Annotated in this window: 22 protein-coding genes, 2 tRNA genes and 2 pseudogenes; 11 read left to right on the top strand and 15 right to left on the bottom strand. The window is 40.1% G+C overall.

Annotated elements, in window-relative coordinates:
- Positions 1-165: 165 nt before the first annotated feature.
- A pseudogene (locus FTT88_RS17520) lies at positions 166-231 on the bottom strand (hypothetical protein); the annotation flags it as partial.
- 244 nt (positions 232-475) lie between these two features.
- Between FTT88_RS17520 and FTT88_RS07330 the strand changes: the two are divergent.
- Positions 476-1,672, top strand: a complete 1,197-nt coding sequence (locus FTT88_RS07330; protein ID WP_179988557.1) for a hypothetical protein — start codon at positions 476-478, stop codon at positions 1,670-1,672.
- 38 nt (positions 1,673-1,710) lie between these two features.
- Here FTT88_RS07330 and FTT88_RS07325 read toward each other — a convergent pair whose 3' ends face one another.
- The 5 genes from FTT88_RS07325 to FTT88_RS07305 form a co-directional block, all read right to left on the bottom strand.
- The gene (locus FTT88_RS07325) at positions 1,711-2,862 is read right to left on the bottom strand and encodes a helix-turn-helix transcriptional regulator (RefSeq protein WP_180003950.1); all 1,152 of its coding nucleotides are present in this window, start codon (positions 2,860-2,862) and stop codon (positions 1,711-1,713) included.
- A gap of 259 nt (positions 2,863-3,121) precedes the next feature.
- On the bottom strand, positions 3,122-4,756 hold the full coding sequence (groL, locus tag FTT88_RS07320; RefSeq protein WP_078192965.1) for a chaperonin GroEL: 1,635 nt from the start codon (positions 4,754-4,756) through the stop codon (positions 3,122-3,124).
- A gap of 60 nt (positions 4,757-4,816) precedes the next feature.
- Positions 4,817-5,107 (bottom strand): co-chaperone GroES, encoded by a 291-nt coding sequence (gene groES / locus FTT88_RS07315; RefSeq protein WP_078189876.1) that lies wholly within the window; start codon positions 5,105-5,107, stop codon positions 4,817-4,819.
- 184 nt (positions 5,108-5,291) lie between these two features.
- Complete coding sequence (locus FTT88_RS07310; protein WP_180003948.1) at positions 5,292-6,077, bottom strand: metallophosphoesterase; 786 nt, start codon at positions 6,075-6,077, stop codon at positions 5,292-5,294.
- Complete coding sequence (locus FTT88_RS07305; RefSeq protein WP_180003946.1) at positions 6,058-6,996, bottom strand: diacylglycerol kinase family protein; 939 nt, start codon at positions 6,994-6,996, stop codon at positions 6,058-6,060. Before FTT88_RS07305 ends, FTT88_RS07310 begins: the two co-directional genes overlap by 20 nt.
- 412 nt (positions 6,997-7,408) lie before the next feature.
- Between FTT88_RS07305 and FTT88_RS07300 the strand changes: the two genes are divergently transcribed.
- The gene (locus FTT88_RS07300) at positions 7,409-9,241 is read left to right on the top strand and encodes a phosphoenolpyruvate carboxykinase (GTP) (RefSeq protein WP_180003944.1); all 1,833 of its coding nucleotides are present in this window, start codon (positions 7,409-7,411) and stop codon (positions 9,239-9,241) included.
- Positions 9,242-9,322: 81 nt separating this feature from the next.
- Here FTT88_RS07300 and glpD read toward each other — a convergent pair whose 3' ends face one another.
- On the bottom strand, positions 9,323-10,840 hold the full coding sequence (gene glpD, locus FTT88_RS07295; protein ID WP_180003942.1) for a glycerol-3-phosphate dehydrogenase: 1,518 nt from the start codon (positions 10,838-10,840) through the stop codon (positions 9,323-9,325).
- A 355-nt stretch (positions 10,841-11,195) separates the two neighbouring features.
- Between glpD and FTT88_RS07290 the strand changes: the two are divergent.
- The 3 genes and pseudogenes from FTT88_RS07290 to FTT88_RS07280 form a co-directional block, all read left to right on the top strand.
- Positions 11,196-11,372 (top strand): annotated as a pseudogene (locus tag FTT88_RS07290) (alpha-ketoglutarate permease); the annotation flags it as partial.
- Positions 11,373-11,659: 287 nt separating this feature from the next.
- Positions 11,660-12,979, top strand: a complete 1,320-nt coding sequence (locus FTT88_RS07285; protein WP_078190125.1) for an MFS transporter — start codon at positions 11,660-11,662, stop codon at positions 12,977-12,979.
- Between the two features lie 198 nt (positions 12,980-13,177).
- Positions 13,178-13,606: a hypothetical protein gene (locus FTT88_RS07280; protein WP_078193296.1), complete on the top strand. Its 429-nt coding sequence runs from the start codon at positions 13,178-13,180 to the stop codon at positions 13,604-13,606.
- Between the two features lie 67 nt (positions 13,607-13,673).
- On the opposite strand, the gene FTT88_RS07275 is transcribed toward FTT88_RS07280, so the two are convergent.
- Both FTT88_RS07275 and folD read right to left on the bottom strand, forming a co-directional pair.
- Positions 13,674-14,342, bottom strand: coding sequence for a methyltransferase (locus FTT88_RS07275; RefSeq protein WP_180003940.1), 669 nt, complete (start codon positions 14,340-14,342; stop codon positions 13,674-13,676).
- A gap of 196 nt (positions 14,343-14,538) precedes the next feature.
- Positions 14,539-15,387 (bottom strand): bifunctional methylenetetrahydrofolate dehydrogenase/methenyltetrahydrofolate cyclohydrolase FolD, encoded by an 849-nt coding sequence (gene folD, locus FTT88_RS07270; RefSeq protein WP_078189885.1) that lies wholly within the window; start codon positions 15,385-15,387, stop codon positions 14,539-14,541.
- 152 nt (positions 15,388-15,539) lie between these two features.
- Here folD and FTT88_RS07265 point away from each other — a divergent pair.
- Together FTT88_RS07265 and FTT88_RS07260 are read left to right on the top strand one after the other, a co-directional pair.
- Positions 15,540-15,613: transfer RNA gene (locus tag FTT88_RS07265), tRNA-Cys, on the top strand.
- Between the two features lie 10 nt (positions 15,614-15,623).
- Positions 15,624-15,709, top strand: a tRNA-Leu gene (locus tag FTT88_RS07260).
- Between the two features lie 154 nt (positions 15,710-15,863).
- Here FTT88_RS07260 and FTT88_RS07255 read toward each other — a convergent pair.
- A complete protein-coding gene (locus FTT88_RS07255; protein ID WP_180003938.1) occupies positions 15,864-16,856 on the bottom strand; it encodes an NAD(P)H-quinone oxidoreductase in 993 nt (330 codons plus the stop codon).
- A gap of 131 nt (positions 16,857-16,987) precedes the next feature.
- Between FTT88_RS07255 and FTT88_RS07250 the strand changes: the two genes are divergently transcribed.
- Positions 16,988-17,338, top strand: coding sequence for a co-chaperone YbbN (locus FTT88_RS07250; RefSeq protein WP_180003936.1), 351 nt, complete (start codon positions 16,988-16,990; stop codon positions 17,336-17,338).
- A gap of 13 nt (positions 17,339-17,351) precedes the next feature.
- On the opposite strand, the gene FTT88_RS07245 is transcribed toward FTT88_RS07250, so the two are convergent.
- The 3 genes from FTT88_RS07245 to FTT88_RS07235 are packed head-to-tail and all read right to left on the bottom strand — an operon-like array spanning position 17,352 to position 18,464.
- Positions 17,352-17,612, bottom strand: a complete 261-nt coding sequence (locus tag FTT88_RS07245) for a DUF2798 domain-containing protein (RefSeq protein ID WP_180003934.1) — start codon at positions 17,610-17,612, stop codon at positions 17,352-17,354.
- Positions 17,605-17,946 (bottom strand): DUF3861 domain-containing protein, encoded by a 342-nt coding sequence (locus tag FTT88_RS07240; RefSeq protein ID WP_180003932.1) that lies wholly within the window; start codon positions 17,944-17,946, stop codon positions 17,605-17,607. The genes FTT88_RS07245 and FTT88_RS07240 overlap by 8 nt, the downstream gene beginning before the upstream one ends.
- Complete coding sequence (locus FTT88_RS07235) at positions 17,946-18,464, bottom strand: PadR family transcriptional regulator (protein WP_180003930.1); 519 nt, start codon at positions 18,462-18,464, stop codon at positions 17,946-17,948. Before FTT88_RS07235 ends, FTT88_RS07240 begins: the two co-directional genes overlap by 1 nt.
- Positions 18,465-18,583: 119 nt before the next feature.
- On the opposite strand from FTT88_RS07235, the gene FTT88_RS07230 reads away from it, so the two are divergent.
- On the top strand, positions 18,584-19,876 hold the full coding sequence (locus FTT88_RS07230; RefSeq protein ID WP_180173822.1) for a hypothetical protein: 1,293 nt from the start codon (positions 18,584-18,586) through the stop codon (positions 19,874-19,876).
- Positions 19,877-19,925: 49 nt separating this feature from the next.
- Here the strand turns inward: FTT88_RS07230 and cysN are convergent, their stop codons facing one another.
- Positions 19,926-21,539: a sulfate adenylyltransferase subunit CysN gene (cysN, locus tag FTT88_RS07225; protein WP_180003926.1), complete on the bottom strand. Its 1,614-nt coding sequence runs from the start codon at positions 21,537-21,539 to the stop codon at positions 19,926-19,928.
- Positions 21,540-21,691: 152 nt separating this feature from the next.
- Positions 21,692-22,606 (bottom strand): sulfate adenylyltransferase subunit CysD, encoded by a 915-nt coding sequence (gene cysD, locus FTT88_RS07220; protein WP_078189893.1) that lies wholly within the window; start codon positions 22,604-22,606, stop codon positions 21,692-21,694.
- 321 nt (positions 22,607-22,927) lie between these two features.
- Between cysD and FTT88_RS07215 the strand changes: the two genes are divergently transcribed.
- Both FTT88_RS07215 and FTT88_RS07210 read left to right on the top strand, forming a co-directional pair.
- Positions 22,928-23,470, top strand: a complete 543-nt coding sequence (locus FTT88_RS07215) for a hypothetical protein (protein ID WP_180003924.1) — start codon at positions 22,928-22,930, stop codon at positions 23,468-23,470.
- Positions 23,471-23,934: 464 nt separating this feature from the next.
- Positions 23,935-24,573, top strand: coding sequence for a YqiJ family protein (locus FTT88_RS07210; RefSeq protein ID WP_180003922.1), 639 nt, complete (start codon positions 23,935-23,937; stop codon positions 24,571-24,573).
- Positions 24,574-24,682 lie beyond the last annotated feature (109 nt).

Below are 24,682 nucleotides of genomic sequence, written 5' to 3'. Positions count from 1 at the left end.
TAGTCATATGTTAGTCATAAAAAATCCCCGCAAAAGCGGGGATTTTTTGTTTAATCCAAATGTATTAACGGGTTAATTATTTTCCGCCAAATACATAAGAAAGACCTACACGACCACCAACTTCGCTACCACCAGCAACACCAATTGCAGCGCTAAGTGAAGTACGGCCATCACTATAATAGCGAGCACACCTGCAAAAATTGGACGTTCAATAAAAAATTTTGACAGCATAGAACAAGATCACTTTCTGGTGGCGATTGGGCTTAAACACGCAATATTTTTCTTCAAATTAACATAGGCGAGTGGATCTTCCGTGACTGAAAATCAAAAAATTATACTTTTTCACAAAAATATTGTTTTTTCTTCATTTTTTCTCACAGATTTAAGCCCTTAACCTCCTCATTTTAGGATATGCAGCGACTCAGCCATGTTTTTATACTTTGTCTATAAACAACGAGATGACAAGGAAATCATGATGAAAAAAACGTTAATTTGCTTAGCCTTAGCAGGTTTACTCAGTGCATGTGGCGGGTCAGACAATGATTCTGGTAGCAATCAGAATCCGCCACCTAGTTCAGCAACACAGATTGGTGTACTGACCGATGGCCCTGTAACTGGGGTTAAATATCTCAGAGCTTCGAGTTCAGGTGAAAGTATTGAAGGTATCACCAATGATAAAGGTGAGTTTGAATATGCTGAGGGTGATACTGTTCGCTTCTTTATTGGTGATGTGCAACTTGGTGAAGCCATTGAAGCTAAAGCACGTATTACCCCACTAGATTTGGCTGAAAGTGAAAATGCCCGTACCAACTTAATGGTATTTTTACAATCTTTAGATAGCGATGGCGACCATAGCAATGGAATTGAAATTACTGCAGACACTCAAACAGCCTTAACCGCTGTGAATATGAATTTCGAGCAAACACCCGCAGAGTTTTCAACTACGTTTGTCAATGAAGTGATCCCTAAAACCGATATCCCACTAGATCGAATCGTGACACCTGAAAAAGCTGCAGAAAACTTCCAAGCCACTTTCTATAAAGATATTGCAGGCACTTGGGAAATTGGGCGTACTGAAAGCACTGCTGTTATATTACATATTTTACCAGACGGACGTTATGCGCTAGGTGAAGCAGATGTAGCTGATGAAACAGGGAAGTCTGGTATCGAAACAGGACGACTAAATTGGAATGCTTTAACTTCAGCGCTGAGCCCTGTGATCTCAGTAGATACTAATGGAGACTACGGGCTTTCACATCCAGACAATGATGGTCATTACCGCCTAAGTTATAACGGTACAGATTTAGTGCTGACTGATGTAGGAAGTAATAGCACCTATATTTTAACTAAAGTCAAACAATCATCAGGTTTAGTCGGCACTTGGCAATTTAATCAAACTCATTTATTTGCTTTCTTTGACACAGGATTCTATTTCTTGTTAGACACTGAAGGCGATGATGATTGCGCTAACCCAGGTATTGAATATGGCAAATATTCAATGACAGCCAATACACTTGCCGCAACAGAAGTGTTATATGACACCAACGATTGCGGTGGCTTACAAGACTCTTGGGATGGCAGTAAAGTGAATGCAACTTACAGCATCTCAGGAACAAGCCTAACCTTGCATCCGCAAGGCGAAGACTCTGTTACCCTACAACGTAGTAACTAAACATATTCAAAAGCTGCCTAAGCCAAACTTAGGCAGCTTTAACCAATATGCTCAAAATGAATGGTACAACCCATTAATAAATGCATAAGTTCAATTTGCGAGTTGCATTGGGTTTTTTCATAAATATTTTTAAAATAAGTGCGCACCGAACTGAGGGTAATCCCGCAATGTTCCGCAATTTCTTCTAACTTATAACCATTCAACAACAACTCACACAACTCAAACTCACGTTTAGATAATTGATAAGCTTGCTGCAAATAGGCTTTAGACAAGGCATAGTGCTGATGTTTATCGGTCAGAAATACCGCAATTTGATGTTGTCCTGCATTTTGATGCTGCATATTTTTTAATTTAGAACAAGGTACGATAGTCAGCATTAATTGTTGTCCTTTCGCATCTGACAAAGACAATACACCGCCTACATCTGCGTTTAATGCCGACTGTCCCAACAACGCTGAATGTAATAATTGATCTAAATGACTTTGATCATAAGCATGGGTTTTTAATCGATTATACAAATCCAAATCTAAACATGAATCGTGTTCCAGCATGCTTTGAGCTAAAGGGTTTGAATAAGTCAAACTCAGCTGATGATCAAGCAAAATTACACCTGTTTTTAAATGATCGAGCACGCTATACAAACTTAAATTTTCTTGTTTAACCAAACTAAACTGACGATGGATTTGTAAAGCACGGCGTAAATGCACACCCAAATGCTTTAAAAAATCCAACTCTTTTTGTTGATACGGCGCTACATCTGGCGAACGGTGTAATCCCAAAACCGCCCAGCGATGTGAACCCTGATCGAGCAAAACAGCCGAGATATAACTAATTCCCGTCGGATTCAAACACCGTTCATAAAAGATATATTCATCACTTTCAGGGTTTTCCCCATAATGCGATAAATCCGAGCTCGCTACTTGGCCCACACCTAAATTTTCCCACAATACTCGGTGTAACTGCATGTCAATCACACGAATCCGCTCATCACGATAGGCATGCAAAGCTTCATCTGGAATATTGTGACTAAATAAAAAATCGTAACTTGGACTAAATTGATCTAAGGCAGTAAAAATGGCGGTTTTACTGTCTGTATATTGAACAATTTTTTCAATTACTTGCGGCCATAAATTCACATCTACAGCGGCATCATAAATACTGCCTATAATTTCGTGTTCTCGGTTATCCATTTTTATCCCCTTTATGCCTACTCCAATCTGCATTACATTTATTTAATCATTTGTTTTTCTTATTGTTCTAAAAAGAATAATGAGTTTTATTCACAAAAAAAGGAGTTTAAATACATATTACACATTTAATGTGTAAATAAAAAATAGCTAGGTGATTTTGTCTTTTCATGTGTGCAATCTCTACATTACAAAAACTACGCCATAAAAAAAACCCCGTATCTGACGATACGAGGTTTTTGAAGTTTGGGTACGCTGAGGTTTACATCATACCGCCCATACCACCCATGCCACCCATATCTGGCATTGCTGGCTTGTCTTCTGGGATTTCAGTGATCATACATTCAGTTGTAAGCATAAGACCTGCAACAGATGCAGCATGCTCAAGCGCAGAACGAGTCACTTTAGCAGGGTCAAGAATACCCATTTCTAACATATCGCCATACTCTGAAGTCGCAGCGTTGTAACCGAAGTTACCTTCACCGTTTTTCACAGCATTGATTACAACTGATGGCTCATCACCAGAGTTTGCAACGATTTGACGAAGCGGTGCTTCAATTGCACGACGTAAAATGTTGATACCAACATTTTGGTCATCGTTAGCACCAGACACACCTTCAAGTGCTTTTGCAGCACGTACAAGTGCAACACCACCACCTGCTACAACACCTTCTTCAACTGCAGCACGAGTTGCATGAAGTGCATCGTCAACGCGATCTTTCTTCTCTTTCATTTCAACTTCAGTTGCAGCGCCGATTTTGATTACAGCAACACCGCCTGCCAATTTAGCAACGCGTTCTTGAAGTTTTTCTTTGTCGTATTCTGAAGTTGATTCTTCAATTTGAGCACGAATTTGAGTTACACGTTCAGCAATTTGCTCTGCAACACCTGCACCATCAACAATTACTGTGTTTTCTTTAGAAACAGTAACTTTATGCGCTGTACCTAAGTGCTCAAGTGTAGTTTGGTCTAAAGACATACCAACCTCTTCAGAAACTACAGTCGCGCCAGTTAAAATCGCGATGTCTTGAAGCATCGCTTTACGACGATCACCAAAACCAGGTGCTTTAACAGCACAAACTTTGATAATGCCACGCATGTTGTTTACAACAAGAGTTGCAAGTGCTTCACCTTCAACATCTTCAGCAATGATAAGAAGCGGTTTACCTGTTTTAGCAACAGCTTCAAGTACAGCAATTAATTCGCGGATGTTGCTGATTTTTTTATCAACAAGAAGAATGTATGGGTTTTCAAGTTCAGCTGTTAGTGTATCTTGTTTGTTTGCAAAGTACGGGCTGATGTAACCACGGTCAAACTGCATACCCTCTACAACATCTAGAGAATCTTCAAAGCCTGAACCCTCTTCAACTGTAATTACACCCTCTTTACCGACTTTTTCCATTGCTTGAGCAATAAGTTTACCAACAGTGGTGTCAGAGTTCGCAGAGATCGAACCTACTTGTTCAATGGCTTTAGAGTCAGAAGCAGGTTTAGCAGTCGCTTTAATTTCAGCAACAACAGCTTTAACCGCGATGTCGATACCGCGTTTAAGATCCATTGGGTTCATACCAGCAGTAACTGATTTGATCCCTTCATTTAGGATTGCTTGAGCAAGTACAGTTGCAGTTGTTGTACCGTCACCCGCGATGTCATTGGTTTTTGAAGACACTTCACGAACCAGCTGAGCGCCCATGTTTTCAAATTTGTCTTTTAATGTGATTTCTTTAGCAACAGAAACACCATCTTTAGTGATGTGCGGCGCACCGAAAGAACGGTCGATGACAACGTTACGGCCTTTAGGACCTAAAGTCACTTTTACAGCATCTGCAAGTACATTTACACCCGCGATCATTTTTGAACGCGCTGAATCACCAAATTTTACGTCTTTAGCTGACATGGTTTACTCCAAAATTTTTAATATATTTTTCAAATCGAATTTGGTTCGAAAGTTCTGAGATTAGCCTTCAAGTACAGCTAAAATGTCAGACTCTTTCATTACAAGAAGCTCTTCGCCGTCAACTTTTACTTTAGTACCTGCATAAGCACCGAAAAGCACGTTGTCACCAACTTTAACGTCTAACGCACGAACACCGTTGTCAGTTACTTTGCCGTTACCTACAGCAATGATTTCACCTTGAGCTGGTTGTTCAGCAGCAGAAGTACTCAAGATTAAACCGCCAGCAGTTTTAGTTTCTTTCTCAACACGGCGGATAACGACGTTGTCATGTAAAGGACGAATCTTGCTCATTTCTAACTCCATAGACATTTAAAATGTCATTGATAACGATGTGAAGATGACTTCTTATTTCCTAGGTCATCGACAAAATTTTGATATGACACTTTTGTGGGGATGGAATAAAACGCTTCAAGGGCAAATTCTAAATTTTTTCATCTTTTTGTATTTTTTTTCTTCAAAATTTAAATTTAAATGGTTAAAGCTCATCTAAAACATGAGTGCTGAGATTTTCTTCAAATATTTTTAACTTTGAATGATAAAAATAATGTCGCACATTCATCTGCTCATCAATGACATTAAAACTGTTGGCAAGGTTCTCATGTAGGCGATATGACGTCGCTGTGCCTGCATGAATATCCCAAACGGGATGATCAACGCCTAAAGCATAAATTTGATTGAGGTCATAGCTGGCTGGAACATGTAAATGTCCATGCAATAAACCATTCAAACCGTGTTGACTCCACTGTTCGAGCGCCAAACGCCCTTGAACAGGACAATCTTTCACACCATGCGGGTCATTGGGCGGCGTATAAAAAGGTTGATGCGCTATGATTAATTTCACTTTATTGGGCGGCGCATGTTTAAGTAACTCGTCGACATAATGTATTTGCTCGAGCGACACATGCCCTCGCGTATGGTAACGACGACGAATACTATTGATCCCAATTAAGTAGAAATGCTCGGTTTCCAGTACATTTTCCATGGCACCAAAAAATAGTTGATAACGTGCAAAAGGACTAAAAACACGGTTCCATAAATGATACAGCGGAATATCATGATTCCCTGGCACAACGATATAAGGCAGCTTTAAGCTTTCTAAAAATTGCTTACATGCATAAAACTGACGATAGCGCGCACGTTGGGTTAAGTCTCCACTGGCAACCACGGCTTCGATACGATTTTCACGACAAAATTGCTGAATCGCGCGCATACACTCTGGCTTTTCAGTGCCAAAATGCAGATCAGACAGATGCAGTATCATGTGGCACCCGTATCTTTAAGGCTTGTTTTTGCACTCGAATTTTAAGCGGCGGTTTCATTTCTACAATCTCACCATCCACAGCAACGGTCATTTTTTTTCGTTGAGTATGTATCGTGACTTCATTAGCGGCAAAACTATACACATCTGGCGCATTGTCGATATTGCCACGGATCAACTGCCATAAAATTTTAAATAAAGTTTTCTTATCACTTTTTGCGACCACCACACCTGCAACTTTACCTGCTGCTGCATCTTTAGCAATTTGCAAATTTAAATCGGCCAATTGCAATTGGTTATTACCAAAAAAGATCAAAGGCGTTTTGACTGGATAAATATGATGATCCACTTCGATTTCCAATTTCAACTCTTTACGATCTCGAATCAGCACATCCAAACCTGAGGTATAAGCATGCAATGGGAAACGACCAAACTTCTGATTATAAAACTCTCTTTTTTGTATAAATAATGGATACAAGCCCAAACTGGCATTGTTTAAATAGATATGTTCATTGATTTGCGCCACATGTACCTGTCGATTATTGCCTGTCGCAATGACCTGTGCTGCTTGAATTAAATCGAGAGGAATATTGAGTACGCGCGCCACATAATTAAATGTGCCTAAAGGTAAGATCCCCATTGGAATATCGGTATGCATCAACCGATGAGCAACTGCATTTAAGGTTCCATCACCACCTGCAGCAACGACAACGCCCAAATTATCTGGGTCTTGGTGGCGTGCAAACACCTTGCTCATTAAAGTATCAAAACTGGCTTCCTGCCCAAGCTCAAAAGACTGTATTTCGAAATCATGATCGGATAATATCCGCACAAGTTCCTCGTAGACTTCATCTTTGTTTGCAGCATGAAATCCTGATTTTTTATTATAAATAATAGATAAAGGCTTGGCTTGTTTAATCACTTTTTATACATCTTGGCCGCTTAGTTTTGTATTTTGTCGAATTTAACAGCAAATAATAGCGCCTTTATGTAAAAATCGAATTACCACCATTTATTTAATCAATAATAATTCTCAAATATCAAATACATGCAACTTTTTGTTTTTATTAAAAATAAATATATAAAATATTGTCCATCACGTTAATAAATAAAGTTAAAATTCGCGATAAAATCTATTAAGTTATTGTATTTTATTTACATTTAACTTAAATAGCATTAACTACCAAAAAAAATCTACCACTTCTTTAGTCTTATTTTTTTTATGATTTTATGCTTTAATACAGCCACTTTTTTTCATCTTTTATCTGCATGATGTAACCCATGATGCAGATTATACTTTGTACGGTTAGTACATTTTTGAGATAGGCCTCACCATGACCCAAGTGAACGCACCAGAATTCGTTCGTCACCCTAAGCTAATTGCTTGGGTGGAAGAAATTGCCAAATTAACCAAACCAGCAAAAATCGAATGGTGTGACGGTAGCGCAGAAGAATATCAACGTTATATCGACTTGATGATCGCTAACGGCACTATGCAAGAACTTAACCAAGAAAAACATCCTGGTTCTTACCTTGCTAATTCTGATCCTTCTGACGTTGCTCGTGTTGAAGGTCGTACTTACATCTGTTCTGAAAAACAAGAAGATGCAGGCGCAACAAACAACTGGGAAGCTCCAGCTGAAATGCGTGCTCGTCTGAATGGTTTATTTGACGGTTCAATGAAAGGCCGTACTTTGTACGTTGTTCCTTTCTCTATGGGTCCTTTAGGTTCTCATATTGCTCACATCGGTATCGAACTTACTGATTCTCCTTACGTTGCTGTAAGCATGTCTAAAATGGCTCGTATGGGTAAAGCTGTTTATGACGTACTTGGTACTGACGGTGACTTCATTCCTTGCGTACACACTGTTGGTGCTCCGCTTGAAGAAGGTCAAAAAGACGTTGCTTGGCCTTGCAACCCTGAAAAATACATCGTTCATTACCCAGAAACTCGTGAAATCTGGTCTTACGGTTCTGGTTACGGCGGTAACGCATTGTTGGGTAAAAAATGCCTAGCTTTACGTATTGCATCTTCTATGGGTCGTCAACAAGGTTGGTTAGCTGAACACATGCTCATCCTTGGCGTGACAAACCCACAAGGCGAAAAACACTACATCGCAGCTGCATTCCCTTCTGCGTGTGGTAAAACAAACTTCGCGATGTTGATTCCACCAGCGGGTTACGAAGGTTGGAAAATTGAAACTGTAGGTGATGATATTGCTTGGATCAAACCAGGTGAAGATGGTCGTTTATATGCAATCAACCCTGAAGCTGGTTTCTTCGGTGTAGCACCTGGTACAAATACCAAGACTAACCCGAACTGTATGGCGACTCTTCATAAAGACGTAATCTATACTAACGTTGCTGTAACTGACAACGGTGAAGTATGGTGGGAAGGTCTTTCTAAAGAAGTACCTGCTAATCTAACTAACTGGAAAGGTCAACCACACACCGGCGAAGAAAAAGCAGCTCATCCAAATGCTCGTTTCACTGTTTCAGCTGGTCAGTGTCCTTCTATTGATGCTGACTGGGAAAATCCAGCAGGTGTTCCAATTTCTGCGTTCATCTTCGGTGGTCGTCGTGCAGACACAGTGCCTCTAATTTCAGAAGCATTTGACTGGGTTGACGGTGTTTACAAAGCTGCAACTATGGGCTCTGAAACAACTGCTGCTGCTGTTGGTCAACAAGGTATCGTTCGTCGTGACCCATTCGCAATGCTTCCATTTGCGGGTTACAACATGGCTGACTACTTCTCTCACTGGTTAGAACTTGGTGAAGAAGTTGCTGCTAAAGCTAAAGCTGCTGGCAATAAACTTCCTGGTATCTACAACGTGAACTGGTTCCGTCGTGATGCTGAAGGTAACTTTGTATGGCCTGGTTTCGGTCAAAACATGCGTGTTCTTGAGTGGATCATTGACCGTTGTGAAGGTCGTGCAGACGCTGTTGAAACACCTATCGGCCTTGTTCCAACATACGAACAATTGAACTGGACTGGTTCAGACTTCACTAAAGAGCAATTCGAGCTTGTAACTTCTCAAGATAAAGATCAATGGATCAAAGAACTTGAAAGCCACACTGAATTGTTCAACAAACTTGGTGATCGCTTACCAAAAGCACTTAAAGTACGTCAAGACGAACTTTTAGAAGCTGTAAAAAAATCTGCTTAATTGGCCTTTAATTTCCCTCCTTTAAAAGAGGGATTAAGGAAGATTTAAAAGACCGCCTTGCGCGGTCTTTTTTTATATCAACTAAGCCACATCTTGAGCTTTTTGCTTTATTCGTATTGCCATTAAGTATTCATCCAAAACATCAACTTCAGCTGCACTGAATTGCAAATATAACTTTGTCCGTCTTTGCAAAATATCTTCAGAACTTCTCGCCCACTCCTGCTCAACTAAATAATCCACTTCTTGAGCATACAAACCATGTCCAAAGTTTTGACCCAATTCATCAATCGAAGTTAAATGATTCAGTAAAGCCCAAACACGTGTTCCATAAGCATGTGCCCAACGACTGGCTAGACTGATCGAAACCCCTCGCACTTTTTGTTGGATTTCAGCTATCAACTGCTCGATTGATTCTAAATTTTCCGCACCAGGCAATGCTGTATCAGCAGTCCAAGGTTTGGATCGATGATGAAAAACAGTTTTAAGCTGATCTAATGCCGCTTCTGCTAGTTTTCGGTAAGTGGTAAGTTTGCCACCAAAGATTGAAAGTAATGCAGCCCCTTCTACATCGGTCAGTGCCAAAGTATAATCTCGCGTGACTGCGGCTGGATTATCTGACTCATCATCACACAGCGGACGCACACCTGAATAAGTTGAAATGATGTCCGTTTGCGTCAATTGAGTTTTAAAGTGATCATTTGACACATCAAGCAAGTAATCGATTTCTTCTTGGCTTATCTTTACTCGATTTGGGTCTGCATGATATTCACGATCTGTCGTGCCGATCAGTGTAAATTGTTCTAAATAAGGGATCGCAAAGACAATGCGATGATCATCATTTTGCATAATAAAAGCTTTATCACCCTCAAAAAGTTTTGGAACAATGATATGACTACCTTGTATCAGCCGTATACCATAAGGTGACTCTTGCTTTAACCCCTGTTTTATAAAGTCAGCGACCCAAGGACCTGCCGCATTCACCAAGACTTTAGCCTGCACATTTTGCAATCCCTTGGCATTTTTTAGACATACCTGCCAAATTCCACCTTTACTATATGCATTTAAACATTCTGTTCGAGTCAGAATCTGTGCACCATGTTCTCGTGCTTGTATTGCATTGAGTACAACTAAGCGTGCGTCATCTACTGCACAATCGGAATATTCGAACCCTCGGGTAAATTTGGATGCTAAAGGACTAGCTTCCACATCAAATTCAATTCCATTTGAACCTGCAAGCTGTTCACGTTTACCCAAATAATCATAAAAGAATAATCCAGTACGAATCAGCCAAGCCGGACGTAAGTGCGGTTCATGTGGCATGATAAAACGCATCGGTCGAATAATATGAGGGGCTTTTTTAAGGAGAACTTCGCGTTCTGCGAGTGCTTCACGTACCAAACGAAATTCTTTATGTTCTAAATAGCGCAGACCACCATGAATTAATTTGCTACTTGCAGATGAAGTATGGCTCGCGAGATCGTCTTTTTCACAGAGCAAAACACTTAAACCCCGCCCCGCAGCATCACAGGCAATACCAACACCATTAATTCCACCACCAATGACCACCATGTCATATATTGATTGTTGTTCTGTATTCATCGCTCCCTCCCACTCTATCTTTTTATTCAACAATGCTTCGTTTTCTTTGCTTTATTATTTTTCTCATTGATCATGATTTTTTGATCAAGATACCTATTTTGGTCACGATATCCTTACGCTGAGTTTTTGTATTCCTCATTAAATGAGAAGTTATATTTTAAATGTACGTTTAAAAGCCTGCTGGCTCAAGCATGAAATCAATCATTTTAAAGTCAGAACCTATATTCAAAGCAAACATAATTACAAGCAGTTGATTTGTATTTTTTTTCAACCTAATCTTTTTTAAAATTTTATTTCAAGCTTTTATATATTGCATGTTCAGCTGCAGAAGCCTTCAGTTTTGATGTACCCCGTTTATGCACTTACAGATACCATCTTTGGTGGTACTGCAGAATTTTTTGCCCTAAGTTTCAAAGAAGCTGGCTATGAGACATGGTTCTTCATCTATGTAACCATCATGATTTTTATTTCATTATTGGTCTACGTCTTTATGAAAGACACCAAACACCATTCCAAAATTCAGGAGCATTGATCAGGTTCATTTGATGATGACTTATTGATCAAGCTGATCAAAAACAGCATGTTTTTCCAATCAAAGCCTCAATCGATGAGGCTTTGTTGTTTTCATTTAGTCGTGAAAAATCTATCTGATCAAAAAAATCGCATTTTATAGACTAAAGTCGCATGATTTTCTGCGACAACAGGAGTATAAATTAAATAAATATAGTTCCATCTCCCATTTCGACAAAATATATTGATTTAAACTTTTCCCAAAGAGTTTAAATGGATATGTTTTGCATTCATTCCTTGGAGAATGATGTGTCAAACTCATCTGAGCCAGTTGTTCCTGAACAATTGGATAGAAAAACTCGTGTCAAATCTATCCTCGGCGGATCTGCCGGCAACCTCGTTGAATGGTACGACTGGTATGTCTACGCTGCCTTTACCCTTTACTTTGCACCGCAATTTTTCCCTGACGGTGACAATACTGTAAAACTCTTACAAGCAGCTGCAGTCTTTGCACTCGGTTTCTTAATGCGTCCAATCGGCGCATGGGTCATGGGTATTTATGCGGACCGTAAAGGTCGTAAAGCAGGTTTAACGCTGTCTGTATCGTTGATGTGTGTCGGCTCACTGATGATCGCATGTGCACCAACCTATGATTCTGTAGGCATGCTCGCACCCGCTATTCTACTTTTAGCGCGTTTACTCCAAGGCTTAAGTGTTGGTGGTGAATATGGTTCTAGTGCCACCTATTTGACTGAAATGGCAGGTAAAAACCATCGTGGCTTCTTCTCAAGTTTCCAATATGTCACACTGATTTCAGGTCAGCTATTGGCACTTTGCGTTTTAATTATCTTACAACGCAATTTCTCAGAACAAGCTTTAACTGAATGGGGCTGGCGTGTTCCGTTCTTCATCGGTGCATTACTCGCTATTGTGGTGTTCTGGATTCGTCGCGGTTTAGTTGAAACTCAATCCTCTAAAGAAGCTCAAGAACAAGCTAAAAATGGTGGTCCAAAATCAGGTGCTTTAGCGTTATTTACCAAATACCCTAAACAAGCCTTCACTGTGATCATGTTGACTGCCGGTGGTACTTTAGCGTTCAACACTTTTACCACATATTTACAAAAATATTTGGTCAACACGTCTGGCTTTGAAAAAACCACAGCAACTGAAATTACCACTGCTGCAATTTTCATCTTCATGCTTTTACAACCTGCTGTCGGTGCGCTTTCAGACAAAATTGGTCGTAAGCCAATTATGATCGCCTTTGGTGTGCTTGGTGTGCTGTTTACCATTCCTATTTTCAATGGTATCGGTTCAACTACCAGCCCAACCACAGCATTTATGCTTTGCATGAGCGGTATGGTGATTGTCACTGGTTATACTGCGATTAATGCCGTAGTAAAAGCAGAGTTGTTCCCTGCACACATCCGTGCCCTAGGTGTTGCATTGCCTTATGCCATTGCAAATACACTCTTTGGTGGTACCGCAGAACTTGTAGCTTTGAGCTTCAAAAATGCAGGCCATGAAAACTACTTCTTCTACTACATTACATTCATGATTGGTTTATCTTTAATTACCTATGTCTTCATGAAAGATACTAAAAAACATAGCATGATCACTGACGATTAATTCGCTCAGCCCTGCTATTCCACTTAAGCTCATCAAAGCCTATTTTGATGAGCTTTTTTTATCTCCATTTCCATCTACTCATCGTTTCGGCTGCATCAAAGATTTAATCAAACTTCTTTGGCTTTCTTTGTTTTCGCCATCGAGTCGACAGACGGACTATGGCATACTGAACATACAAATACACACGGCGAATGAATGATGAAAAATATTTACAAAGTTTTAAGTTTGGGTATTGTTGCAATGTCGATGGCTGCTTGCCAAAGCACTCCACGTGCTTTTAATGGTCAAACGGGCTTTCAAATAGAGTCCAAATCTGCAGATAGCGCAACACTTGCATATACTTTAGCGGGTCGCCAAAACCAACAACTGGATGCCAATAAATTACAACGTGCTTGCCAAAAAGTATTAAATACGCAAAAGACCTATAAATTACAAATCTTAAGCGTGAACGAAATTGCAAATCCTGCTTTGGAAAATACCCAGTACGGCCGTCAAATTGGTAATACACGTGCGAACTTCGGTCTATCAAATACTCCTGATCTACGTAACTCTGAAAACTTAGGCGCGCGTGATGCACTCGATGCTCGCCCTGCCACCTTACGTGTGGTTCGCTATACCTGTTCTTAATCAAATTTGCTGTTCAAAAGATAAAAATAAGACGCTTAAAGCGTCTTATTTTTTATGGGTTTAATATTTATAGGGTTTTATAAAAACTCACATTACGAAACTCAGGTGATTCATCCAAATCAGGCCATGTTGTCGCGCTTCGTTCATCGAGTTTTTCATATTTAGGATGACTAAAGTTTTTCACACGACTGTCTGCCACCCACACTTCAGGAGCAAACTTTAAAAACTCATCCAAAAAGAAACGATTGCATTGGTCATACAGCACATCGGCAGCCAATAAAATATCGACTTGCTCCGCTTTATACAGATCATCTAAATATTCGAGTTCAACATTGTTTAGCTCTGCATTGGCACGGCATGCATCTAGGCTCACTTGGTCGATGTCACAGCAGATCACGCGTTTCGCCCCTGCCATTTTCGCGGCAATCGCCACCACGCCTGAACCTGCACCAAAGTCCAACACGACTTTATCTTTGACATGATGCGGCTCTGCCAACAACCACTGCGCCATTGCAAGCCCTGAAGCCCAACAAAAGATCCAATACGGCGTATCATTCCATATACGACGAATGACTTCATCATCCAATTTATCGGTTGGAAATACAGGCGGTATCAACCATAAAGAAATGGGGGTTTCAGGCAACTGTTGTGCATGTAATTCACAATGCGGAATGACTTCATGCAGTGCTTTCAGTAAATGTTCAGGGGCTTGGGGGAATTGGAAAGTACAGCTCATTAGAATTTTATTTTTCGAATATGCAGAGTTTTAGTGTCATATAAGCCTAAATTAAGATCGGAAGTTCCCTCTCCTGAGCAAAATTTAAAGCACTGCTTTTAAATTGAAGCGCAAGAGAGGGTTAGGGAGAGGATTATTTATAAAAAGCACCCTCATCCTAGCCTTCTCCCAGAGGGAGAAGGAAAAACCGACAACATTAACCTAAAGCTTTTTCAGCAGCTTCAACAGTTTGACGAATCAACGTTGTAATGGTCATTGGGCCTACACCACCCGGAACAGGTGTATACGCAGAAGCAATTTCTTCAATACCCACCAATTGGATATCACCTACACCGCCGCCATCACGTGGATGGAAGCCAGCATCAACAACCACTGCACCCGGTTTGATCCAATCTTTTTGAATCAATTCAGCTTTACCTACCGCACCCACAATAATGTCAGCTTGCTTAACAAAGTCAGCTAAGTTTTGAGTACGTGAGTGGCAAGTGGTCACTGTTGCATTCGCTTCAAGTAGCATCGCAGACATTGGTTTACCCAAAATTGCAGAACGACCCACAACAACCGCATGTTTACCTGCGATTTCAATGTTGTTTTCTTTTAGAATGGTCATGATACCTGCAGGAGTCGCAGAACCATACGCAGCTTCACCCATCGCCATACGACCAAAACCTAAGCAAGTCACGCCATCTACGTCTTTTTCAAGAGAGATCGCATCGAAACATGCACGCTCATCAATTTGAGCAGGTACTGGGTGTTGTAACAAAATACCGTGAACATCTGGATTTGCATTCAATTTTTCAATTTCAGCAAGCAATTGCTCAGTTGTGGTTTCTTTAGGAAGCTCAACTTTTAATGAATCCATACCAACACGGCGGCAAGCATTCCCTTTCATACGTACATAAGTTGCAGATGCACCATCGTCACCTACCAAAATAGTCGCAAGAATTGGGGTACGACCAGTTTTCTCTTTTAGCGCTTCTACGCGAGTCAACAAGTCAGCTTCAATTTTCTTCGCCAATGCACGACCATCTAAAACTAATGCCACGGCACTTCTCCAAGTGATGATATGAATCAATTTTGCACATAATACATGATTATATTAAATTTTTTACCTTGTATGCTGCTTTTATGCTCATACAGATGAATCTGCTATTGTTTTTTTTTCAGAGCTTGCTAATATACGCATCAACAAGACATGGCGGGGTGGCAGAGTGGTCATGCAGCGGACTGCAACTCCGTGTACGCCGGTTCGATTCCGACCTCCGCCTCCAATCTTGTTAAGCCCGAGTGGTGAAATCGGTAGACACAGGGGATTTAAAATCCCCCGCCCACAAAGCGTGCCAGTTCGAGTCTGGCCTCGGGCACCATTCTTCTACTACTGAAGATGGTGTAATAAAGAACCCAGCGATAAGCTGGTTTTTTTATGCCTAAAGTTTAGTAAGACAATAAAAAAGAGGGACATCGCCCCCTTTTATTATTTTAAAACACCCTGCAAATACATCGCGTTTTAAAAATAATCCTTTAGATCACTTCAACCACAATCTTACCCACATGGTCGCCTGTATCCATGGCTGCATGTGCTTCTTGAATTTGATCAAACTTAAATGTTTTGTAAATCATTGGCAGGCATTCACCTTTAGACCATAACGGAACAACATTTTCCTGAATGCCTTTGGCAATCTCTGCTTTTTCTGCAGTATTACGCGCACGCATGGTTGAGCCTGTAATCGTCAAGCGCTTCATCATGATTTGACCCAATTTCACCTCTTTGGCTTTTGCACCGCCTAAAAATGCGATATAGACCAAACGACCATCACGACGCAATAGATTGAGGTTCTGCGCCAAATACGGTGCTCCAACGATATCTAGAATGACATCTACACCTTGCTCATTGGTCGCTTCATTAATCACTTGCTCAAAGTCTTGAGTCTTGTAGTTAATCGCATGTGTGATATCAGAGATCGCTGCTACTTTTTCATCTGAACCGACCGTAGCAAAGGTTTTCATGCCCAAGGCATTACACAGCATGATTGCTGTGGTTCCAATACCACTGGTTCCCCCATGAATCAGCACCGTTTCACCTGCTTTGGCTTTACCCATTTGGAATACATTGGCCCATACGGTAAAGAAGGTTTCAGGAATGGCTGCCGCTTGGGTAAAGCTGACGCCTTCAGGAATCGCAATGGTTTGGCTTTCAGGCACCACGCAATATTCTGCATAACCGCCACCATTGGTCAGTCCGCAAACCTTATCGCCCACTTTAAATTGGGTAACAGCTTCACCAACCGCAACAACCTCACCAGCTACTTCTAAGCCCGGTACTGGTGTTACCCCTTTCGGCATTGGGTACAAGCCTTGACGCTGTAAGATGTCTGGACGGTTGATACCAAAAGCATGCACTTTAACCAAAACTTCATCTGCTTTCGCTGTAGGTACGGCTACCGTTTCATAAGCCAGTTTATCAACACCGCCCGGTTCAGTAATAATGACCTGCTGCATGCTTTGCTGTGACATTGTTTTTCCTTTTCAATTATTGACTATTCATCTATCTCTGCACTATTTGAACATAGAAATGGCACAGAATGAATAAACATGGACTTATGTATAATCTGTACTGTATTTCGTAAATGAATAATAGGCCGAGCATGTCTCAGATCATTGAATACAATGAAGATAACGCCCATGACTATGAATGGTTTGATGGTTTTGCCGTGATTCGCTTCTATGCTGACTGGTGCGCGCCCTGTGTGCAGAACTATCCTGTATTTGAGCAGTGTGCAAGCCAAATGTCAGCAGAGCATGCACGGCTCAAATTTGGCAAGGTGAACGTTGATTCCTCACCGATACTGACTTTGCGCTATAACGTCTATGGCTTACCTTCAACTTTGCTGTTTTATCGAGGGCAAGTGATTCAACGTATTGCAGGTGTCAAATCACTGACTGAATTAACAGCCATCATTCTAAGCGCGATGCAAGCACACTCAGACGATGACTAAGCAAATTTTCCTTTTATTTGGATGCAGGCTCATTTGGTAGACGCACAAACTTCATTAACGTATTACGCACCAATGGCAACACGATCAAAATAAGTGGAAATGCCATCATCCACGATAAGCTCCAAGCATGTAACCAAATTCCTAAGAAGCCCTCAACCGCACCTACTTTTAAAAAAATATTAAAGCAAGAAATAGCACCACTCATAATGCCAGATAGGATCAAAGGCATTAACCACGTAAGATGCTTAGGATGAAATTTTGGGAGATTATTCATGGCTTTCACCTTGTTCTATCGTTGCTGATTGTGCATTTTGAGTTTTCACGGTTTGTTTTAGAGTTTTCATAAATTCAATAAATTGCGGTAAAAACTCCTTAAATAAAGGGATGTCTTTATTTTCCAGCAAAGTTTCACCAAACAGTTTCAGACCAACGGCAAAGGCTTTGGTCTTTTCACCATCTAACAATTGCGCTTTGCTCAAATGCTCCAGCACCTTAAACATATCATCATGGTTGTAGGCCTTAAACTGCAAAGCTTCAGTATAGGTCGATGGATTGCCCTGCGCATCGGCAATGTGTTTGAGTGTAATTTCATATTGATGCTGTTTCACTAAGACACCTCCATACGGCTGATTTCGACTGCCGCCTGATCGATTTTTTCTGCAATGGCATAGACCTGTTCGGGTGTCAGTTCACAGTGCTGAATCTTGATGCGTAGTGATGCTTTTAGGTTTTCCATCGCGCGTTTGATGTCGACGTATTGTTCGTTGTTGTGGATTTGCTTTCGGGTATCAAAACGGCACAGGATTTTCTCTACTGTGGCTTTTTCTGCATCTAGATGCGCTAAGCCTGACTGCGTGACGCTGTATTGTTTACGGTCTTCGGCATTTAGTTCTGCTTGTATGTATTGCTGTTCTTCAAGGTAATTCAGCGTTGGGTAAATCGTCCCTGTGCTTGGGCTGTAGCCACCGCCGACGATTGCGCCGACATCTTTGATAATATCGTAGCTGAACTTAGGCGCTTGGGAGATGAGATGCAGTACCAATAGTTTCATGTGCCCTGCTTCAAACAGGCGTTTTCGGGTTTTAACTGGACTATCGCGACCATCGAGAAGGTCTGAATTTGACATCGCAAAGATACACCTTAAGATTATTTAAGATATATCTTATATCAAAATAAAATCATTATCAAACACATTCAAAAAAAGTGTAATATTTAACCATAATTACTATTTATGGTTTGTTTTTTATGGGGAAAATACGCGATATGCTTTCAACAGGCATGACACAAACAGAGCGCAAAGAAGTTGAACAAGCACTTAAACAATTAAGTGCATTACATGGAAAACTTTCAAGTAAATACACACTTGCAGATAATCTAGAACATATTACAGATGGACGAACTGCCGCTGCAAAATTAATACGAGCCGAAATAGAGCAACTTCAAACAGAAATAGTAGATGTTAAAGCACAGAAACAGCTATTAATTGCGGAATTTAAAGAATTACAACAATTAAAGAATGAGGTTTCATCTTTAAAATCTTTAATGGAACACACTTACGAAGACGGAACAACTACAACACAAACTCTTAAAGAATTACTAGACTCTGAGAATCTAGCTGATTTATACAATGAATCAGATAAACTTAAAATCGAGTTCAGGAAATATTTTGCTGCAAATGAAGGTGAAGAATTAAGTCATAGTCAAAAACTAGATCAACTAGCAACTAAAGCAAAAGACGTACACTCTTACCTATTCAATAATGACGTTATTGTAGAAGGTATAGAAACTTCACGTGAGCAAGCAATTAAAAAGAAATACCAAGAAATTGACGATTACTACGACTACATATTTATTGATGAAACTAATGACGCTGGTGAAAAAATTTCATCTTACTCAACTACTTTCAACAAACAAAAGAATGCTTTAGATAAATTTTATCTAAAAATTTTTGGTGACAAAAACAACCAATCTTTAGAACAAGTTTTATCTCAGAGATTAGAAACATTAGAAGAAACCGAAAAAGAAGCTTTAAAAGTTTTAAATCAAGCTAGCAATGCTGGATTAGCTGGCGGCTTTTATGAGAAAGATAATCAGGCAAAAGAGAACAGGAAAAATAATTTATATGTATTTATAGGTGCATTAGTACTTTTGGCTGGATTTAATTTTTTGACAATTGACTTCAACAATATTGATCAAATCACTATAACCTCTATAACTGTTAGATTAATCCTTAATATTCCACTCATTTGGATTGCTACGGTTGCCAATTTGAACCTCAATAGATATTCCAAATTAGAACAAGAATATGGACATAAAGAAGCTTTAGCTCGTTCATTTGAAAAGTATAAAACTGAAATAAAAACTCTAAATTCTGAAAGTGATGAATCTATTTATCTACAAGCTAAGTTATTAGAAATTAATTTAGAAGCATTTAGAAAAAATCCAGCCGATGGAATGGAAAATGTAAAATCCGACTCAATTTTAGAAAAACTTATTCCAAGTCTAGAAAAAACAAAAAAGACACCCGAAGAGTCCTAAATAAGAAACCCGCTTCTCAGCGGGTCTTTTTTTAAATCAATTCAATCTATTACAAACGAACCAACTCAACAATTTTCTCAGCAACTTCTTCAGCAGTCTCGACTGTATAAGTCACATCAGTACCTTCAGCTGTATCCGTAATCACAACTACACCAGTCTCACGAACCAGCGCAACCTGCTCTACAGTTAAACCAGCTTTCGCAATCGCAACCACACCTTGTTGAATCAACAAGCTTTCAATCGCTTGCGCATTTTCAAGGGCTTTAGCAGTCACAGTTACCGCAGCAGGTTTTTGACCTAAACGTGCAGCACGTGCTTCAGCAGTAACAGGCTCGTTGTGTGCAGTCCATTCCACTGCAGACTCAACCATACCCGCACCAACAGTTACGTTGCTTAAACGGTCAATAAAGATAAATGAACCTGTGTAACGGCTGTCTTGATAGCGGTCAAATACCACTGGCGCATCAAACTCGATGGTTACATCAGCAATCGCATTCAATTCAAGCTGTTCAACTTCCGTTTTTTCCAATGTGTTTACATTGGTACGGTAGTTGATTTTCGCAACTTTCGCAGGAATGGTTTGTGTACCAAACTTCACGTTATACAGTTTACCAACCACTAAAGGCGCATCTGTCATCCATACCACAGAGGCACGTGCAGAACGTGAAATTAATGGCTGTTCGCCTGCTTTAACTAAAACGTTACCACGTGAAATATCAATTTCATCATTTAGCGTAAGTGTTACCGCTTGACCTGCAACAGCATGGTCTAAGTTACCGTCAAAAGTCACGATTTCTTTAACAGTCGAAGACTTACCAGATGGTAATGCAGTAATGGTATCGCCAACTTTCACTTCACCAAGTGCAATCGTACCGCAGAAGCCACGGAAATCGAGGTTCGGACGGTTGACATATTGAACTGGGAAACGGAATTCGTGCTTGCTCGTATCATGCGAAATTTCAACAGTTTCCAAAGTCTCCATTAAAGTCTGACCTTGGTACCACGGTGTATTTGGCGATTTGTTTACAACGTTATCACCATTCAACGCAGAAATAGGCGTGAAGATAATGTTCGCAGGTTTACGGTCGCCCAATTGGTTTACAAACTCATTGTACTCTGCTTGAATTTCATTGAAGCGCGCTTCAGAGAATTCAACCAAGTCCATTTTGTTCACTGCAACCACGATATTACGAATACCCAAAAGACTCGCAATAAATGAGTGACGACGAGTCTGGGTTTGAACGCCATAACGCGCATCAATCAAGATGATCGCTAAATCGGCAGTCGACGCACCAGTTGCCATGTTACGTGTGTACTGCTCATGCCCCGGGGTGTCAGCAATGATGAACTTACGTTTTTCAGTAGAGAAATAACGGTAAGCCACGTCAATGGTAATACCCTGCTCACGTTCCGCTTGCAGACCATCTACAAGTAAAGCCAAGTCAGGTGCATCACCCGTAGTACCGACTTTTTTAGAGTCACGAGTCACGGCTTGCAATTGATCTTCATAAATCAATTTTGAATCGTAAAGCAAACGGCCGATTAAAGTCGATTTACCGTCATCAACGTTACCGCAAGTGAGGAAACGAAGAAGGTCTTTATTTTCGTGTTGTTTTAAATACGCCAAGATGTCTTGGCTAATTAAATCTGATTGATGAGACATTGCTCAAAGCTCCACATATTCTTTTGAAATCGGTTTCTGAATCTTTTTAATCCCTCTAAATCTCCCTTTAAGAAAGGGAGACTTGGCTCCGTTCTTTCTCGGGAGTTCCCCCTCTTTCGTAAAGAGGGGGTTAGGGGGAGATTATGAGATTCTTAGAAGTAACCTTCCTGCTTTTTCTTTTCCATCGAACCTGCTTCATCATGGTCGATCATACGGCCTTGACGTTCAGAGGTGGTGGCTAAAAGCATCTCTTGGATAATTTCCGGTAAAGTTGTTGCAGTTGATTCAACAGCACCTGTAAGTGGGTAACAACCTAAAGTACGGAAACGCACCGATTTCATTTGTGGCACTTCACCTTCGTTCAAACGCATACGCTCATCATCAACCATGATCAGAGTACCGTTACGCTCAACCACTGGACGTTCAGCAGCCAAGTACAAAGGAACCAATTTAATATTTTCGAGGTAGATGTATTGCCAAATATCCAACTCAGTCCAGTTAGACAATGGGAACACACGAATACTTTCGCCTTTGTTCACTTTACCATTGTAAAGATTCCAAAGTTCAGGACGTTGGTTTTTAGGGTCCCAACGGTGTTTAGTATCACGGAATGAGTAAACACGCTCTTTGGCACGAGATTTCTCTTCGTCACGGCGCGCACCACCGAAAGCCGCATCAAACTGATATTTATCAAGTGCTTGTTTTAAGCCTTGAGTTTTCATAATGTCAGTATATTTTGAGCTACCGTAATCGAACGGATTCACGCCTGCGTCTTTACCTTCTTTGTTTTGATGCACGATCAAATCAAAGCCATGCTCTTTTGCCATGTTGTCACGGAAAGTAATCATGTCTTTAAATTTCCAACCCGTGTCTACATGCAGTAGTGGGAATGGAAGTTTGGCAGGATAGAATGCTTTTAAAGCAAGATGCAGCATGACCGCTGAATCTTTACCGATTGAATACAGCATGACTGGGTTTTCGAACTCAGCAGCAACTTCACGGATGATATGAATACTCTCAGCTTCAAGCTGTTTAAGATGAGTAAGTCTTTCCTCATTTAATGACATGGACAACACCAGCTTAGAATATGTGTACTTATTACACTTTTAAAGATATATATACATTATAGTGATTAAGCTTTCATAACGATTGCTTGTTTTGTGATATTGATATTCTTATTCGTCATATACAAATTGTCTGATACTGCTTATCAATTTTAATTAATTTAATACGATAGACTTATCAATTTCATTATTATTCTAGTCCGAGATCCCTAAGTTTACGCAATTTTTTATCAATTAACTAATCGCTAAATCCTCTAAACAATCGGTATTCAAACTCGCTCAAAGTACCTAAAGTAGCTATATCACTCTCCAATAGTTATTGATATGCCATATAGTCACTATACGCTTGAAACCTTAAAGTCGCTGATTGAAGCAGCAGGTCTTGCTGGCTATATTTATCAGCATTCTTCACACATGCTTGTGCTCCAAGAAGCCTTAAATGATGACGGCAGCCCGCTGAATAACTTTATCCAACATGAGCTGAGTGCTGACCAAATTGGCCTTCAGTTCGGCCTACGACTTTTGGACAATAAACTCGAATTTTTGATTGGGGTGACTCACAGTAACCAAGATCGCGGCTACGAAATTGGCGCTGGCAATTTAAAGGCCGATCAACGTGCATTTAATCTGCTCTATGCTTTTTATAATTTTCCCAAAGCATTTCACTTAATCCATTTCCCGCTCGCAGCCAATAGCACCCAGTTAGAGGAAGAGATCGAAAAGCAACTGTTTCAACTTGAAAGCATGGGCTTTTTAGACACTGCGATTAAAACCAATCCGATGGGCGAACAAGTGAAGTGGATGAAAAAATTTATTGTTCAAGCGGCTTTAGATATGAAAGTACGCATTCAAACTTCATTGTTATAAAAAGGGTTAAAGCTTACTAAAAAGCGCTCTATTGAACGCCAGTTCAAATCTTCATATGACATCGAAAGTCACGGCAAAGCCCTCAGCACTGCTGTGACGCTTATAAATTTACATTTCCTAACATTGTTTTCTGTGCCGTTTAACAGGCCATTTCTCTCCCTTGAGCACGACCACTTATATATCTGCAATTAGACTGAAAATTTGATTGATCACAATGACTTAAATCTTAAATGTATAAACGTAGATGCGCCATCCTCTTTGGATTTAGTTCATCCAAATTAACTGATAAACTATTTTTGAAGAAAAACTTAGTAATAGCTCACATAAAAGCCGACTTTTTGTTAATCTGATCTGTAATTTTTTTACACAATTTCGACAGATAATGTTATTTTATTTACTGAAAAAAATTCAGCCAGAATTATTTTTTTTGATTTTTTATAAGCATAAATATAGAGATAAATATAATGTGGGAATTGTTTACTCACCCGTCTAATATCGTGTTTAGCATCAGTCTCTGCTTAATGTTCTTGTTTGGACTTTTTGAGATTGTGTTAACAATTTTAGGGGGGGGTTCTCAAGGCTTCTTAGATCAATTCCTACCTGAGGATGTTGGTCATAATACAGAGCTAGGTGTAGATGCCGATGCAGGTATCGTGACACGTGTGCTCGATTGGTTGTATTTGGGTCGTATTCCACTGTTTGTATGGCTCATCATTTTCTTATGTGTCTATAGTTTGTTGGGCTTTGCTATTCAAGCCATCGTTAACCAAATGACCAGTATGATGTTCAGTGCATGGATTATTGCACCAGCCTGTATTTTTCTGTGCATGCCCTTCGTACGTTTTAGCGCAATGCTCATTGCCCGTATTTTACCGCAAGATGAAACAACCGCCATTTATAGTGATGAATTGATCGGTAGAACGGCCACGATCATTTTGGGTGATGCACGACCACAGTCTCCTGCTCAAGCCAAAGTCAAAGATCAACACGGATTGACCCATTATATTTTGGTTGAACCTGAACAAGATGAAATTTTCAGCCAAGGTCAATCAGTGGTTTTAACCCAAAAAACAAATGTAGGCTTTCAAGCCACCATGCTCTAAATTTTGAATGAATTGATGCTCGATCAGTTCTTTTAACACCATATAAATACATTTAACGCGTCATACGTTCAGCAAATCTCGAAGTCATGATGAGTCAACAAAATACTGA

This window comes from Acinetobacter sp. YH01024, from assembly GCF_013420195.1.
GTDB lineage: Bacteria > Pseudomonadota > Gammaproteobacteria > Pseudomonadales > Moraxellaceae > Acinetobacter > Acinetobacter amyesii.
The sequence above is the reverse complement of the archived record's forward strand: the minus strand, read 5'-3'. Positions and strand labels throughout refer to the sequence as shown.

What these genes read in the sequence shown, in the direction of transcription:
- FTT88_RS07330 (WP_179988557.1), top strand. Translation starts at nt 476, where the DNA reads ATGAAAAAAACGTTAATTTGCTTAGCCTTAGCAGGTTTACTCAGTGCA.
- FTT88_RS07325 (WP_180003950.1), bottom strand. Translation starts at nt 2,862, where the DNA reads ATGGATAACCGAGAACACGAAATTATAGGCAGTATTTATGATGCCGCT.
- groL (WP_078192965.1), bottom strand. Translation starts at nt 4,756, where the DNA reads ATGTCAGCTAAAGACGTAAAATTTGGTGATTCAGCGCGTTCAAAAATG.
- groES (WP_078189876.1), bottom strand. Translation starts at nt 5,107, where the DNA reads ATGAGCAAGATTCGTCCTTTACATGACAACGTCGTTATCCGCCGTGTT.
- FTT88_RS07310 (WP_180003948.1), bottom strand. Translation starts at nt 6,077, where the DNA reads ATGATACTGCATCTGTCTGATCTGCATTTTGGCACTGAAAAGCCAGAG.
- FTT88_RS07300 (WP_180003944.1), top strand. Translation starts at nt 7,409, where the DNA reads ATGACCCAAGTGAACGCACCAGAATTCGTTCGTCACCCTAAGCTAATT.
- glpD (WP_180003942.1), bottom strand. Translation starts at nt 10,840, where the DNA reads ATGAATACAGAACAACAATCAATATATGACATGGTGGTCATTGGTGGT.
- FTT88_RS07280 (WP_078193296.1), top strand. Translation starts at nt 13,178, where the DNA reads ATGAAAAATATTTACAAAGTTTTAAGTTTGGGTATTGTTGCAATGTCG.
- FTT88_RS07275 (WP_180003940.1), bottom strand. Translation starts at nt 14,342, where the DNA reads ATGAGCTGTACTTTCCAATTCCCCCAAGCCCCTGAACATTTACTGAAA.
- FTT88_RS07255 (WP_180003938.1), bottom strand. Translation starts at nt 16,856, where the DNA reads ATGTCACAGCAAAGCATGCAGCAGGTCATTATTACTGAACCGGGCGGT.
- FTT88_RS07250 (WP_180003936.1), top strand. Translation starts at nt 16,988, where the DNA reads ATGTCTCAGATCATTGAATACAATGAAGATAACGCCCATGACTATGAA.
- FTT88_RS07245 (WP_180003934.1), bottom strand. Translation starts at nt 17,612, where the DNA reads ATGAATAATCTCCCAAAATTTCATCCTAAGCATCTTACGTGGTTAATG.
- FTT88_RS07235 (WP_180003930.1), bottom strand. Translation starts at nt 18,464, where the DNA reads ATGTCAAATTCAGACCTTCTCGATGGTCGCGATAGTCCAGTTAAAACC.
- FTT88_RS07230 (WP_180173822.1), top strand. Translation starts at nt 18,584, where the DNA reads ATGGGGAAAATACGCGATATGCTTTCAACAGGCATGACACAAACAGAG.
- cysN (WP_180003926.1), bottom strand. Translation starts at nt 21,539, where the DNA reads ATGTCTCATCAATCAGATTTAATTAGCCAAGACATCTTGGCGTATTTA.
- cysD (WP_078189893.1), bottom strand. Translation starts at nt 22,606, where the DNA reads ATGTCATTAAATGAGGAAAGACTTACTCATCTTAAACAGCTTGAAGCT.
- FTT88_RS07215 (WP_180003924.1), top strand. Translation starts at nt 22,928, where the DNA reads ATGCCATATAGTCACTATACGCTTGAAACCTTAAAGTCGCTGATTGAA.
- FTT88_RS07210 (WP_180003922.1), top strand. Translation starts at nt 23,935, where the DNA reads ATGTGGGAATTGTTTACTCACCCGTCTAATATCGTGTTTAGCATCAGT.